Source organism: Paenibacillus sp. 4624, assembly GCF_050435065.1.
GTDB classification, from domain to species: Bacteria; Bacillota; Bacilli; order Paenibacillales; family Paenibacillaceae; genus Paenibacillus; species Paenibacillus amylolyticus_D.
In genome coordinates, this window is the sequence record NZ_JBNDJR010000003.1 from 23,650 (window position 1) to 37,135 (window position 13,486).

Sequence of the window (13,486 nt, forward strand, 5' to 3'; positions counted from 1 at the left end):
ATGAAGGACCCGATATCACTGGATATGGAGCATATCCATAAGCATTTTTCAGGCATACCTGCGCTGAGGGACGTACATTTCTCTGTAAAAGGTGGAGAGATCCATGCCCTCCTTGGAGCGAACGGGGCCGGCAAAAGTACGTTGATGAAAATATTGTCGGGCGCGTACCAACTGGATGAGGGTACGATTCGTCTAAACGGCTATAAACTGAGCCTCCATTCTCCGAGAGAAGCCAAGGCAAGTGGAATTCACTGTGTATATCAGGAAGTGGATGCTGCACTTGTGCCGCAGCTGACTGCCGCCGAGAATATTATGCTGGATCAGTTAGCCTCATCCGCTGGAGGATGGTGGAAAAGTCCAAGAACGTTGCAGCAACGTTCCAAGGAAGCATTGAAACAGCTCGGGGCAGATCATATCTCGATTCACCGTAAAGTAGCCGAGTTGACTCTGGCTGAGAAACAGATGATTTTGCTTGCGCGTATCCTGATTCAGGATGCCAAAGTCATTATATTCGACGAGCCGACGGCACCTCTGAGTCAAGAGGAGACCGATGCTTTTTTTCGCATTGTACATTTGCTGAAGGAACGCGGGGTAGCCTGCATTTTCATTACCCATCGTCTTGCCGAAGTAACGAGTCACTGTGACCGGGTTACTGTGATGAGGGACGGTCGTCATGTATTTACAAGTGAAACGAATGGATTGACGATCAATGACCTGGTTACGCAAATGTTAGGCAAACCATTCGAAGAGGAGTTTCCAAAGACTGAAGCACCTGTGGGCGATCTGCTCCTGGAAGCCCGAGGCCTACGGCGGGGATTGAAGGTAAAAGGTGTGGACCTTGAGGTTCGCCGTGGTGAAGTACTTGCTGTTGTTGGGCTTGTAGGTGCTGGCAAAACGGAATGCTCTCGTCTGCTGATTGGAGCCGATCGATTGCAGTCAGGGGAGATAAGATTACTCGGACGGAATATCCATCTGTCCCAACCTGCGGATGCAGCGGCTCTAGGCATTGTATCTGTTCCAGAGGAACGGCGTAAACAAGGCATTCTCATTCAGGAGAACGTGGAACGTAATCTGAGCCTGCCCCTGCTTTCCAGGCTTAGTCGATTGGGCTTTGTTAACCGTAAACGTGAGCGTCATCATGCGGATTCATTAGTGAAACAACTCGGCATCAAGACTTCGTCGGTGAAACAGGAAGTGAAGTATTTGAGCGGTGGTAATCAGCAAAAGGTAGCCATAGGAAAATGGTTGCGTACCGATGCAGATGTATTTATTTTTGACGAACCAACAAAAGGTGTGGATATTGGGGCGAAAAGTGACATTTTCCGCATTATCAATGAATTGGCACTGGCCGGTAAAGCCGTCATCTATTTCACTTGTGAACTGGATGAAGGAATGGGCATCGGAGACCGGATTGCGGTCATGTGTGAAGGGGTTATCGTAAAAGAGTTTCAGCGTGGCGAGACGAACCAAGAACAGCTGCTTTACTATGCAAGCGGTGGACAAGAGGTGGAAGCATGAAAGATAAATCACTCGATTTTGCGTTCCGGTATGGAGCGATCATCGTCATTATAGGAGTTATTGCTTTTTTCGGCATAAAACTGCCTTATTTCTTCACGTATAGCAATTTAACGGACATTTTAGGTTCGATCTCGATCGTAACCTTTGTAGCGATTGGTGTAACGTTATCTCTCATTGTGGATGGATTTGACCTCTCTGTGGGAGCGACCGTCTCGCTGACAACCGTTGTTACAGCGTCACTAATGATCTGGTATCAGCAGCCTTTGGCTGTCGTGATTATCGTGCCTTTGGTTATTGGGGCCGTCATTGGGCTGTTGAACGCACTGTTGATTGTTAAATTGCGTATTCCGGATCTGCTTGCGACGCTTGCAACAATGTACATCATCGGAGGTATCCACAAAACGTATGCTCAGGGGTACACCATCTACAATCACATGCAGTTTCCGGATGGAAGCAAGGCAGCTGGAGAGATGGACCCGACGTTTCTGCTGATTGGACAAGGGAAATGGCTGGGTATGCCGATCTCCGTTATTCTGCTGCTTATTGCTGTAATCGGTGTTCATATCTTTTTGACATACACCAAATATGGTAGGCAAATGTATATTACAGGCGGAAATGAAGAGGCGGCAAGGCTCTCTGGGATCAAGGTGAAAAAGGTACGAACACTTGCTTATGTGGCAGCTGGAATCTTTGCGGCTATTGGAGGAATCATCTATGCATCCAAAGTTGGATCTGGACAGATTGATGCCGGATCTCCATTGTTAATGGAATCCGTAGCTGCGGTATTTGTTGGTTTCTCTGTCTTTGGTGCCGGGAAGCCGAATGTGATAGGAACCTTTATCGGTTCAGTTCTGATTGGTGTCTTGGTCAATGGATTGACGATGATGAACGTTCAGTATTTTACACATGATATTGTCAAAGGCGGGGTGCTTGTGCTGGCTCTGGCAGTTACATTTTACGTTTTAAACCGTAGCCGCACTTGAAATTGTGTGCTGTCTGTATTAGTATAAAATTTGTTCGGCGTCAGAAACACGCGTGGTTTCAGGCGGCTTTTGCCAGAAATGACTGTGGGCCGCAGGCGGAGATGAATGTTCATCGCTCAAAATGGTCAACGTTTTTTTGTGAATGAACGTATATTTCCTAATAAAACGGAAACACAGTATAACATTCAGGACATTGATTCAGGAGGTGAAAAACAAATGAACAAATCAGACTTGATTACACACGTATCCGAGGCTACTGAATTGTCCAAAAAGGATGTAACGAAAGCGGTTGATGCCGTATTCGAAGCGATCTCTGAGGCTCTTCAAAACGGAGACAAAGTACAATTGGTTGGTTTTGGGAACTTCGAAGTTCGCGAGCGCTCTGCACGTAAAGGACGCAACCCGCAAACAGGTGAAGAAATCGAAATTCCTGCGAGCAAAATTCCTGCGTTCAAACCAGGTAAAGCGCTCAAAGACGGAATTAAATAAGATTTCTACATATTCCATATGTCAACAAAAAGACCGTGACTTGTTCACGGCCTTTTCTTTTGCCTGTAAACGGTAAATTTTCGTAATCTGCTACTCAACCTCTTTACTTTTTTCCGAAAGTTCCGGTTGCTCGCTGTAAGCGATTAGAATCAGATCTTTGCCGGTAACGGCAGACAGATGATGCTCAATCTCCTGTAACTGATGAACATGCTCTTCCTTGAGCACAGCTGGGGTGTATTTCATGCGAACTCTCCTTTCCTGGCTGATCCGTTATAGTATGACCCGGTAACTATGGTTTCTTGCGGGTACATTCCCTTCAGGACTTGTTGACAAATGAAACAATCTTGATCATCATTAACGCTATGAAATTAGAAAAGGGGACGTGCGCGATGGATCACTCTACGGGCAATGACTTTATCGTAATTAAAGCAGAAGAAAACGGTGTACAGGTGATTGGCTTGACCCGCGGACAGGACACACGTTTTCATCACACGGAGAAGCTGGATAAAGGCGAAGTGATGATTGCTCAATTTACAACACATACTTCAGCCATTAAAATCAGAGGAAAAGCTACGCTGATTACGAAGCATGGAGAGATTGAATCGGAATAGTCCAATGACTGAACGTAATAGTGGCAAAAGTAAATTATAAAATGTTAAATAGGCATAGTGATGAAAGAGTTTGACTAGGTACAATAAAAAGGTTGAGTGGATCAGATGAAAATTGCAGGCATAGCCTGCTTTTTTTGATTGTACAATGAGGTATGAGCCTTTACCGGACAGACTACACTAACAGGTAAAGGCAGGGAGGCGCATATGAAACCGGGAATGATTGTGACTGCATCCATGCTGTCAACGATTGCGGCAGTCTTCTTGCTCGTGGTTTTTCAAAGCTTACATACACGTACATGGGGCGGAGACCGGGCAGAGCCTGTAACCGCTTCTCATCAAACGATCCAGTTGACGAATGATAATCTGGTTGATGTACTGAGTTCACTTCATATGTCTACGCCGATTGCCAGAGTGGAATGGAAACAGTCCATTTTGACACTCGACCTCAAAGTAAAAGGAACGGATACGAGTTATACTGAAATTTATGAAAATATGGCTGCTGTCGTCGATCTGAGTTTTCGCAGTGTAGATAACGTGGAACAGGTGTTACTTCGCGTCATGGCCGAGGACGAATGGATGCATAAACGCCATCTGCTGCTTGCAGCAGATATTCGGCGAGGAGAATGGCCGATGTACGCTATTGATATGCTTCGCACATGGAAAAGCGCGGCATTTTCGGAGGATTTGAAGGACTGGTTCAATCTGATGCAGACGGAACTGTGGAAGAGGCAGTTCGAAATGACAAGTTAGGGGTAATCAAATAGCAGGATTCAGTGCGTGCCGAATAAACATATGCTATAATATATAAGATTGTAGTGCAGAAATGGTTTGACAAAGCAAAGCCTCGGAGGATGAGAATGAATTCATATCGCGTACCCCAACTTGCAAAGAAATATACGGATTACGACATGATTCGACAACATACGGAAATCCCGTCATTTCCGGATAGCCGGGCGCGTCTGTTACAGGTATTTGTGGGCCGTACAGACGAAGTGGGAAATCAGGAACTTTACGCTCTTGCGACCTCGCTCGTTCAGTTGGCTATGGATACGCATGATCGAATCGATACGATTTCCGGTGATCGGGGAGAACAGGAGATGCGTTCACGCCAATTAAATGTTCTCGCTGGAGATTATCTGAGTAGCCGCTTCTATCAATTGCTTGCCCATGCAGGCAAAATTGAAATGATTGGCAAGCTTAGCGGTGCTGTTTCCCAAGTGAACGCACGTAAGATGACGCTGTATGAACGGATGAAAAAACTTCTCGTTTCGGCTGATGAATATTTGCGTGAAACGGTACAGCTGAGAATGCAGCTGTTTCTTTCATTTACAGACATGATCCCTGTTGGAGATAGGGCGTTATGGAACAGCTTGCTGATGGAGTTCAGCACTTGTGAAACAATCGCAGAAGAGATGAAGCGAATGCATGACGAGCAGCAGATGCTTCATAGCTACGCGTTCTGGCATGTGTATGAGAACGGTAATGACGAGGAACGCAGTCATTTGTCTCAAATGAAGCTCGAACGACGTATATGGAGTTCGATGGTGCTGAAATACAGCATAAGCGAGGTGTTGCTGGACAAGCTTCGCGAGTGCACACACCGCATTCAGCTTTTGCTGCAAGAAGAGGGAGGTCTTCAAGATATGCATGAGTTCGAGGCAATTCTTGAGCCTTACCTGTCCTATGTGCAGCCTTCACATGCGGCAGTAAGGGAAGATTGAGGGGGAGACAGACGAATGGGTAGCGGAGAGACCAAACCGAAAGAAGAATTTGTCCATTCGGTTTTTCAGAGTATAGCGGGCAAGTATGACGTTATGAATGATATTCTGAGTTTCCGCAGGCATAAAGCTTGGCGCAAATTCACGATGAAGAAGATGAATATGTCTAAGGGAGATACGGGACTGGATTTGTGCTGCGGCACATGTGACTGGACGCTCGCTATGGCACAGGCAAGTGAAACGGGGCACATGCACGGGCTGGATTTCAGCAGCAACATGCTGGAAGTAGGCCAGACGAAAATTGATGCGGTGAACCGTTCAAAACAGATTACGCTCGTTCAAGGGAACGCCATGTCTTTGCCTTTTGAAGACAATACGTTCGATTATGTAACGATTGGATTCGGTTTACGTAACGTACCGGATCTAAGACAGGTTCTGTCTGAAATGAAACGTGTTGTAAAACCTGGCGGTATGGTGGTTTGTCTGGAATTGTCCAAACCGACCTGGCAGCCGTTTAAAGGCATTTATTATTTTTATTTTGAGCATATGTTGCCAAACATGGCAAAACTGTTTGCCAAACGTTATGAGCAGTATAAATGGCTGCCGGACTCTCTGGCGCTTTTCCCGGGTAGAAAGGAACTGGCAGACATTTTTGTTGAAACTGGATTGCAACAGGTGCAGGCCTACCCTCTAACCGGAGGCATCGCGGCACTGCATATTGGAACCAAGGAGAATCAGAATGTTTAGGAAAATTCGCATTTTTTTAGAAATGATCAAGATTGAACATACGCTTTTTGCTTTACCTTTTGCTTTTATGGGCGCCATTTTGGGCTCTATGGTTGTTAACAATACGTTCCCGAGCTGGATGCAGATTATGTGGGTATTACTTGCTTTGATTGGTGCACGGAGCGCCGCATTCGGTTTGAACAGGATTATTGACCAGGCGATCGATGCCAAAAATCCCCGTACGGCAATGAGAGCTATTCCAGCAGGTTTGCTGAAGAATGGCGAGGTTATTATTTTTATCATCATCTCGTTTATTTTATTGTTCTGGGCATCATCCAATCTTAATGTGTTATCCATGCAGTTGTTGCCGATTGCAGTCTTCATGTTAGTGCTTTATTCGTACACCAAACGGTTCACATGGCTTTGTCACGTTGTACTGGGGATGACCATTGGCCTTGCTCCTTTGGGAGGATGGGTGGCTGTAACAGGTACTATGGATTGGACAGCGATTGTTCTGTACGTTACGATTGTATTCTGGACTGCCGGTTTTGACATTATTTATGCATGCCAGGATCTGGAGTTTGATCAGGGAGAAGGTTTGCATTCCATTCCATCCCGCTTCGGACTTGTGAAATCATTGCAGATTGCCAAGTTCTTTCATATCATTACGGCGATTGGTTTCCTTGCCTTGTTGCTAATGACCGATCTGAGCTGGTGGTATGGCGCAGGTATGCTGATTACGTATGGCATCCTGCTTTATGAGCACTATATTGTGTCGCCTAATGATATGAGCCGTGTACAAACGGCATTCTTTACGATGAATAGTGTACTGAGCCTAGTCGTATTTACGTTTACACTTATTGATCTGGCGGTGAAATAATAATGCAGCAACCGGAGAATAAACGACTTGTTGTCGGAATCACCGGAGCGAGTGGCAGCATATATGGTATCCGATTGATTGAAACGTTGCTTAACCTGGGATATGCCGTTCATCTGGTTATCTCCAATGCTGGCTGGCGTGTACTGAAAGAAGAATTGGACTGGGATGTGACGAACCGGGAGAGCCTGCTTCAGGAAAAATTTGGTCATCGTGGTGGATCGTTAATCTATCATCCCGTTAGCGATATTGGGGCTTCGATTGCCAGTGGTTCTTATTTGGCTGAAGGCATGATAATCATGCCTTGCTCCATGGGCACTCTCTCATCGATTGCAAACGGGTCCTCAGACAATCTGATGTCACGTGCGGCAGATGTTATGATGAAAGAGGGCAGGCCGTTAATTCTTGTGCCTCGTGAGACGCCTTTGCATGCCATTCACCTGGAAAACATGCTGAAGCTTTCACGTCTTGGTGTGCGAATGATCCCGGCGATGCCTGCCTTTTATTACAAACCTCAAAGCATGGAAGATTTAATTTTATTTTTAGTAGGTAAAGTGCTGGATAGCTTGCGCATCCCGCATCAACTGTTTACAAGATGGGGAGAACCGGATGAACGGGGATAATGTAGCCGAGTGGCAATTTTCTGGATAAGCGGATCAGAAAAGTGCCACTCATGGACATGATCCCCTGACTCCCGGGGTGTCGGTGAGTGCTGATGGCCAGATAAGTGTGTCCACGGTCTTGACCCATGCTCCGGCAACTTCTGTACTTTTAGTTGATTCAGAATTGGTCGCAGCGTTTAAATCCCGAATGTCGGTACTGGCATTCGAATAGGCATCATGATGGACGCTGTAGAAGAACACAAGCAGGAACGGCAAGCCTAGGGCGAACGTTTTTGCCTGTAGGCTCGGGCTTGCTGGAAGGGAAGGTAAGCATGGATTTTTGGATTGACAATACGCTGACACGGGTGAACGAATGAAACTATTGGACATTTTCGGATTGTTAAAAAAGGACATGGATTACGTTGAAAAAGAGTTGTATCGCAGCGTAAAAGGCGAACAAAAGTTACTGAGTGAAACTTCGCTTCATCTGCTTAAGGCAGGTGGAAAACGACTGCGGCCTGTTTTTGTGCTTTTAGGTGGCAAATTTGGTACATACGATATCGAGCGTTTGAAGCTCGTAGCCGTTCCACTGGAACTTATTCATTCTGCTTCCCTCGTTCATGATGATGTCATCGATAATGCCGAGACTCGCCGGGGCAAACCCACCGTGAAGTCTAAATGGGACAATCGGATTGCGATGTATACAGGAGACTATATCTATGGCAAAGCGCTAGAGATGACTGCAGGACTATCTGATCCGGCTATTCACCGTATCCTTGCCAAAGCGATGGTACAGATGTCCATTGGTGAGATGGAACAGATTCGGGACTTTTTTAATACAGGTCAGAGTGTGCGTAACTATCTGCTGCGTATCCGTCGCAAAACTGCGCTTCTGATTGCAGTGAGCTGCCAGCTCGGAGCACTCGCTACTCGTGCACCTGAGCACATTTCATCTTTGTTGTACACCTATGGATACAATGTGGGTATGGCTTTTCAGATTCAGGATGATGTTCTGGACTTGGTAGGTACGGAGAAACAACTTGGTAAGCCTCCAGGAAGTGATATGAAACAAGGTAACATCACGCTACCTGTGCTGTATGCTCTGGAAGAAGAACAGTTACGTGAGCCGTTGCTCAAGGAAATTTCGCGTGTGCATCATGAAGAAGGACGCGCAAGTGCATCGGATGCAATTGGAATGATTCGCCAAAGTCAAGGAATTGCTAAAGCAGAAGCCCTTGCTGACCGATATATGAAGAAAGCGCTCGATGCTCTCGATCAGCTGCCTAACATCAAGACCACCAAAAATCTGCGAGACATTGCTCACTTTGTCGTTAAACGTACACATTAAGCTTGTGTGGTTTAATGCTCTACACGGATGTGAAAATCCTCATTGGGAGGATTTGGACTTGTATGTTACAATCAAAGGGATTGCGTTTACATAGTGATTAACTTTGAACCGTGAGTGAGGAGTGAACTGGTAATGGATCGTACATTTTTGATGGTGAAACCGGATGGTGTGCAGCGTGGTTTGATCGGCCGTATTATCAGCCGTCTGGAAGACAAAGGATTTAAGCTGGTAGCAGGGAAACTGGTGCAGATGTCGGAAGAACAGGCGAGGCGCCATTATGCTGAACATGAGGGCAAGCCGTTCTTTGATGAGCTGGTTCGTTTTATCACTTCTGGCCCTGTATTTGCCATGGTGTGGGAAGGCGACGATATTGTGACACTTGCACGTATGGTCATTGGTAAAACGAATGTGAAGGAAGCGGCTCCGGGGACAATTCGTGGAGATTTCGCTAGCCATACACCACATAATCTCATTCACGGGGCAGATTCGCCAGAAAGTGCTACTCGTGAAGCTGCCAATTTCTTTAGTCCTGACGAGCTGGTAACCTACGAGAAGAGCATCGCAGCCTGGTTGTAATTATTAGCCAAAGGGTGATCTACGATGCTGGAGCAAGAACAACTAGACCCGGATTATACCGGATTCATTCGTAAAATTAAAGAGAGCACAGGCATTGATCTTGCTCAGTACAAGGAAGGCCAGATGAAAAGAAGGCTGACCACACTACGTAACAAAAACGGGTTTAATACATTTTCTATCTTTTTTGATGCGATGCAGAAGGAGAAATCGTTATTTTACGAGTTTCTGGATCGCATGACCATTAACGTATCGGAATTTTGGCGCAACCCGAATCGCTGGGAAGTGTTGCGTGATGAGATTCTGCCTGAGCTGGTTGGTTCCAAACGCAAGGTCAAAGTATGGAGTGCTGCTTGTTCGACTGGTGAGGAGCCATATACGATTGCCATGATTTTGGATACGTTAGGCATCTTGAAAGAAAGTTCTATTACGGCAAGCGACCTGGATGAAGGCGCACTCGCTAAGGCTAAGGAAGGCCGTTATATGGAACGTTCGCTGAAAGATGTTCCTCCAGAAACGGCGAGTCGATATTTCAAGCAAGATGGCATGATGTATCGTATTGATGAGAAATTGAAAAGCTCGATCAACTTTAAGAAGCAGAATTTACTGGTTGACCGTTTTGATGACGGATACGATCTGATCGTATGCCGGAATGTCATGATTTATTTTACAGAGGAAGCGAAAAACCTGCTGTATCACAAATTCGCAGCCAGTCTGCGTCCAGGTGGGATGTTGTTCGTAGGCAGCACAGAGCAGATTTTCTCCCCCGGGCAATACGGGCTGGAGACGGCAGAGACGTTTTTCTACCGAAAAAAATAAATCAGTATAAAGATCAACCGCCTGAGGTGCATGAAGATGTGCTCAGGCGGTTGTTTGCATAAGAAAAAGCGGCTTTCTTGTCAAAGCCGGTCAGCTATACTATAATAAGCAAAGAAATTATGGGATTTTAGCAATGTGAAGTTTAACAGTTTAAAGGGGGAACGTATTATGAGTTTACGTTATTTAACCGCAGGGGAAACGCACGGACCCCAATTGACCGCCATTATTGAAGGACTGCCAAGTAATTTGAATATTGATTTTGAAGAACTGAACTTCCAACTTCATCGCCGCCAGAAAGGTTATGGCCGTGGACGCCGGATGCAGATTGAGAAAGACCAAGCTAATTTTGTTGGCGGAATTCGTCATGGATATACGACAGGTGCTCCAGTAGCGCTCGTTGTTCAAAATAATGACTGGAAGCACTGGCAGAATATTATGAACATTGAGCCGATTGAAGGCAGCGATGAAGAGAAGCGTCGTGTTCATCGTCCACGTCCTGGACATGCCGACCTGAACGGTGGTTTGAAGTACAATCTCAAAGACTTGCGTAACGTCCTGGAACGCTCCAGTGCACGTGAGACTACTGTACGAGTGGCATGTGGTGCGATTGCACGTCAGTTTTTGGCTGAATTCGGTATTAAAGTGGCGGGACGAGTTATTCGCATCGGGGAGATTGAAGCACCGTATCAGGATCTTCCGATTGATGAACTGATTGCAGTGACGGAAGCATCTTCGGTTCGTGTGACAGATGCGGAGACAGAGAAGAAAATGGAAGCCTACATCGATCAGATCAAGCAAGAAGGCGACTCCATCGGCGGAATTGTAGAATGTATCGTTGAAGGTGTTCCTGTTGGTCTGGGAAGCCACGTACAGTATGATCGCAAACTGGATGCTCGTATCGCTCAAGGTGTAATGTCGATCAATGCGTTCAAAGGTGTGGAGATCGGTATCGGCTTCGAAGCGGGGACAATTCGCGGCTCTCAGGTACATGATGAGATTCTGTATACGGAAGAGCGTGGTTACCACCGTGCAACGAATCGTCTGGGCGGATTTGAAGGTGGTATGACCAACGGTATGCCGGTTGTGGTACGCGGAGTCATGAAACCTATCCCAACGCTGTACAAGCCGTTGCAAAGCGTAGATATTGATACGAAAGAAGCTTTTTCAGCTCAGGTTGAACGTTCCGATGCTTGTGCGGTTCCGGCAGCCAGCGTCGTTATGGAACATGTTGTTGCATGGGAAGTTGCCAAGGCATTCCTGGAGAAATTCGGCGGGGATTCCATGGAGGAGATTCGGGCAAACGTTGCCAGTTACCAAGCACAATTGGAGAATTACTAATATGCGTCAGTTGACAGTTCAGCTTGAGGAACGCTCTTATCCTATATTGATTGGCAGCGGCCTGCTGGCTCAAGCTCCGCAATATTTTGAACAGTATGGTTTGACTAAAAAAAGTCCGCTTCTGATCATTACAGATGATCATGTGGCCCCGAAATACTTGCGTGGGTTAGAGCAAACGTTGCGTGCGGCGGGATATTCCGTCGTATCCGCAGTCGTGCCATCTGGTGAGACTTCGAAATCACTTGCGGTATATCAGGATATGATGACGGTAGCGATTGAAGGCAAACTCGACCGCAGTTCGGCGATTCTCGCTCTAGGGGGAGGCGTCGTGGGCGATCTGGCTGGTTTTGTCGCAGCTACATATATGCGCGGGGTTAAGTTTGTGCAGATCCCAACAACCATTCTTGCTCATGACAGCAGCGTTGGCGGTAAAGTGGCGGTCAATCATCCTCTTGCGAAAAATATGATTGGTGCTTTCCATCAGCCGGAGCTTGTACTGTATGATGTCGACACACTGCAATCGTTGCCGCCAAGAGATGTGTCGGCCGGTTTATCTGAGATGCTGAAGCATGGACTGATCCGTGATGAAGCTTTCGCCCATTGGTGCGAAGAACATGCCGAGGCGTTGCTTGCACTAGACCCGGAAACACTCGGATATGGACTGGAGCGCGGATGCAGTATCAAAGCCGAGATCGTATCCAATGATGAACGGGAGAATGGAGAACGCGCACTCCTGAATCTGGGCCATACGATTGGCCATGCGATTGAAGCGATTGCTGGATACGGTGAATTTCTACACGGAGAAGCCATTTCTATCGGCATGGCCGGATCGGCACTACTGGGTGAGAAACTCGGAGCGCCAGCAGGGCTGTATGAGGATACTGTTCGTATGTTGCGTTCTCTTCGTCTTCCGGTGACGTTGCCTGCACATCTAAGTACGGATGCTTTGATGGAAGCGATGATGCATGATAAAAAATTCCGTGAAGGTCACATGGTCTTTATTGTTCCTGATCGGATTGGAGCAGCTAGAATCGTGAAGGATGTGCCGGTTACGGTTGTTCGTGAAGTAATCGAACTGCTTAGGAAGGGAGAATAACAGCATGGTTACACGGGGAATTCGCGGGGCGACCACAGTCACGCAGAATAGTGAAGAAGAGATTTTGAAGGAAACCGCTGTGCTGCTTCAGGAGATTGTTGACCGGAACAAGATTGTACCGGAAGATATCTGCAGCGTATGGATTACGATGACCGGTGATCTGGATGCGGCTTTTCCAGCAAAAGTGATTCGTCAGTTAGATGGATGGGAACTTGTGCCTTTGATGTGTGCGCTGGAGGTTCCTGTAAAAGGCGCTTTGGCGAAGTGTATTCGTTTTATGGTACATGTAAACACAACTAAAGCACAAAATGAAATTCATCACGTGTACCTCAACGGTGCACAGGCATTACGTCCCGATCTGGCAGGGCGTTAAGTTTCTTCCATGATCATGGTTGTCAAACCAGTGAATATGATGTATAGTGAGAAACAGTTGAGTAGAGTTTAGATTGAGCTGAGAGTAGCTGAGTTGAGCCTAGTATATAGCAGAGTCCAGTGTCTGGTAGCCGATGCAACCGAAATCGGTCAACGCATTCACGGTACGTCTTGCTAAGGAGAAGTACAGGAGAAGAGAGTAGACGTGTCGGAGGACATGGTTTATTCGCATATATCTGACGAACATTTCACGTCATCTATCATTGGAGAGTTTGATTGAGTTTCTCAAGGGATGAAAATGATGCGAACGAGATGTTACCAAGTGTATGTCATCTTACGTACATCTGAATCATGGATTAACATGGATCAGTGGCCTGTCATTTGTCCTTCGCAAAAGTATAGGGACTTGTTATTTA

16 protein-coding genes are annotated in these 13,486 nt (G+C 46.4%); 15 read left to right on the forward strand and 1 reads right to left on the reverse strand.

Annotated features, from left to right (window positions below; translation table 11 throughout):
- The 3 genes from ABIE27_RS07805 (at position 1) to ABIE27_RS07815 (ending at position 2,990) form a co-directional block, all read left to right on the forward strand.
- On the forward strand, positions 1-1,518 hold the full coding sequence (locus tag ABIE27_RS07805) for a sugar ABC transporter ATP-binding protein (protein WP_123066010.1): 1,518 nt from the start codon (positions 1-3) through the stop codon (positions 1,516-1,518).
- Positions 1,515-2,501, forward strand: a complete 987-nt coding sequence (locus tag ABIE27_RS07810) for an ABC transporter permease (protein ID WP_123066011.1) — start codon at positions 1,515-1,517, stop codon at positions 2,499-2,501. The genes ABIE27_RS07805 and ABIE27_RS07810 overlap by 4 nt, the downstream gene beginning before the upstream one ends.
- Before the next feature lie 216 nt (positions 2,502-2,717).
- The gene (locus tag ABIE27_RS07815) at positions 2,718-2,990 is read left to right on the forward strand and encodes an HU family DNA-binding protein (protein WP_090917341.1); all 273 of its coding nucleotides are present in this window, start codon (positions 2,718-2,720) and stop codon (positions 2,988-2,990) included.
- 90 nt (positions 2,991-3,080) lie between these two features.
- Here the strand turns inward: ABIE27_RS07815 and ABIE27_RS07820 are convergent, their stop codons facing one another.
- A complete protein-coding gene (locus tag ABIE27_RS07820; protein WP_161557000.1) occupies positions 3,081-3,233 on the reverse strand; it encodes a hypothetical protein in 153 nt (50 codons plus the stop codon).
- A 146-nt stretch (positions 3,234-3,379) separates the two neighbouring features.
- Between ABIE27_RS07820 and mtrB the strand changes: the two genes are divergently transcribed.
- The 12 genes from mtrB (at position 3,380) to aroH (ending at position 13,071) form a co-directional block, all read left to right on the forward strand.
- Entirely contained in the window at positions 3,380-3,601 is a 222-nt protein-coding gene (gene mtrB, locus ABIE27_RS07825) for a trp RNA-binding attenuation protein MtrB (RefSeq protein WP_090917232.1), read from the forward strand.
- 204 nt (positions 3,602-3,805) lie between these two features.
- Positions 3,806-4,351 (forward strand): hypothetical protein, encoded by a 546-nt coding sequence (locus tag ABIE27_RS07830; protein ID WP_123066012.1) that lies wholly within the window; start codon positions 3,806-3,808, stop codon positions 4,349-4,351.
- 107 nt (positions 4,352-4,458) lie between these two features.
- Complete coding sequence (locus tag ABIE27_RS07835) at positions 4,459-5,322, forward strand: heptaprenyl diphosphate synthase component 1 (RefSeq protein WP_429350270.1); 864 nt, start codon at positions 4,459-4,461, stop codon at positions 5,320-5,322.
- Between the two features lie 15 nt (positions 5,323-5,337).
- Entirely contained in the window at positions 5,338-6,066 is a 729-nt protein-coding gene (locus ABIE27_RS07840; protein ID WP_090917226.1) for a demethylmenaquinone methyltransferase, read from the forward strand.
- Positions 6,059-6,925, forward strand: a complete 867-nt coding sequence (locus ABIE27_RS07845; protein WP_123066014.1) for a UbiA-like polyprenyltransferase — start codon at positions 6,059-6,061, stop codon at positions 6,923-6,925. The genes ABIE27_RS07840 and ABIE27_RS07845 overlap by 8 nt, the downstream gene beginning before the upstream one ends.
- 2 nt (positions 6,926-6,927) lie before the next feature.
- Complete coding sequence (locus ABIE27_RS07850; RefSeq protein WP_123066015.1) at positions 6,928-7,545, forward strand: UbiX family flavin prenyltransferase; 618 nt, start codon at positions 6,928-6,930, stop codon at positions 7,543-7,545.
- Positions 7,546-7,897: 352 nt separating this feature from the next.
- Complete coding sequence (locus ABIE27_RS07855) at positions 7,898-8,872, forward strand: polyprenyl synthetase family protein (protein ID WP_090917219.1); 975 nt, start codon at positions 7,898-7,900, stop codon at positions 8,870-8,872.
- Positions 8,873-9,004: 132 nt separating this feature from the next.
- On the forward strand, positions 9,005-9,448 hold the full coding sequence (gene ndk / locus ABIE27_RS07860) for a nucleoside-diphosphate kinase (protein WP_123066017.1): 444 nt from the start codon (positions 9,005-9,007) through the stop codon (positions 9,446-9,448).
- A gap of 24 nt (positions 9,449-9,472) precedes the next feature.
- Positions 9,473-10,264, forward strand: coding sequence for a CheR family methyltransferase (locus ABIE27_RS07865; protein WP_123066018.1), 792 nt, complete (start codon positions 9,473-9,475; stop codon positions 10,262-10,264).
- Between the two features lie 168 nt (positions 10,265-10,432).
- Positions 10,433-11,602 (forward strand): chorismate synthase, encoded by a 1,170-nt coding sequence (aroC, locus tag ABIE27_RS07870; RefSeq protein ID WP_123066019.1) that lies wholly within the window; start codon positions 10,433-10,435, stop codon positions 11,600-11,602.
- A gap of 1 nt (position 11,603) precedes the next feature.
- Positions 11,604-12,698 carry a 3-dehydroquinate synthase gene (gene aroB, locus ABIE27_RS07875; protein WP_429350271.1) on the forward strand — a complete coding sequence of 365 codons (1,095 nt, stop codon included), beginning with the start codon at positions 11,604-11,606 and terminating at the stop codon, positions 12,696-12,698.
- 4 nt (positions 12,699-12,702) lie between these two features.
- Positions 12,703-13,071 (forward strand): chorismate mutase, encoded by a 369-nt coding sequence (gene aroH, locus ABIE27_RS07880; RefSeq protein ID WP_123066021.1) that lies wholly within the window; start codon positions 12,703-12,705, stop codon positions 13,069-13,071.
- Positions 13,072-13,486: the final 415 nt, after the last annotated feature.

Coding starts and splice junctions, on each gene's coding strand:
- ABIE27_RS07805 (WP_123066010.1), top strand. CDS start 1: ATGAAGGACCCGATATCACTGGATATGGAGCATATCCATAAGCATTTT.
- ABIE27_RS07810 (WP_123066011.1), top strand. CDS start 1,515: ATGAAAGATAAATCACTCGATTTTGCGTTCCGGTATGGAGCGATCATC.
- ABIE27_RS07815 (WP_090917341.1), top strand. CDS start 2,718: ATGAACAAATCAGACTTGATTACACACGTATCCGAGGCTACTGAATTG.
- ABIE27_RS07820 (WP_161557000.1), bottom strand. CDS start 3,233: ATGAAATACACCCCAGCTGTGCTCAAGGAAGAGCATGTTCATCAGTTA.
- mtrB (WP_090917232.1), top strand. CDS start 3,380: ATGGATCACTCTACGGGCAATGACTTTATCGTAATTAAAGCAGAAGAA.
- ABIE27_RS07830 (WP_123066012.1), top strand. CDS start 3,806: ATGAAACCGGGAATGATTGTGACTGCATCCATGCTGTCAACGATTGCG.
- ABIE27_RS07835 (WP_429350270.1), top strand. CDS start 4,459: ATGAATTCATATCGCGTACCCCAACTTGCAAAGAAATATACGGATTAC.
- ABIE27_RS07840 (WP_090917226.1), top strand. CDS start 5,338: ATGGGTAGCGGAGAGACCAAACCGAAAGAAGAATTTGTCCATTCGGTT.
- ABIE27_RS07845 (WP_123066014.1), top strand. CDS start 6,059: ATGTTTAGGAAAATTCGCATTTTTTTAGAAATGATCAAGATTGAACAT.
- ABIE27_RS07850 (WP_123066015.1), top strand. CDS start 6,928: ATGCAGCAACCGGAGAATAAACGACTTGTTGTCGGAATCACCGGAGCG.
- ABIE27_RS07855 (WP_090917219.1), top strand. CDS start 7,898: ATGAAACTATTGGACATTTTCGGATTGTTAAAAAAGGACATGGATTAC.
- ndk (WP_123066017.1), top strand. CDS start 9,005: ATGGATCGTACATTTTTGATGGTGAAACCGGATGGTGTGCAGCGTGGT.
- ABIE27_RS07865 (WP_123066018.1), top strand. CDS start 9,473: ATGCTGGAGCAAGAACAACTAGACCCGGATTATACCGGATTCATTCGT.
- aroC (WP_123066019.1), top strand. CDS start 10,433: ATGAGTTTACGTTATTTAACCGCAGGGGAAACGCACGGACCCCAATTG.
- aroB (WP_429350271.1), top strand. CDS start 11,604: ATGCGTCAGTTGACAGTTCAGCTTGAGGAACGCTCTTATCCTATATTG.
- aroH (WP_123066021.1), top strand. CDS start 12,703: ATGGTTACACGGGGAATTCGCGGGGCGACCACAGTCACGCAGAATAGT.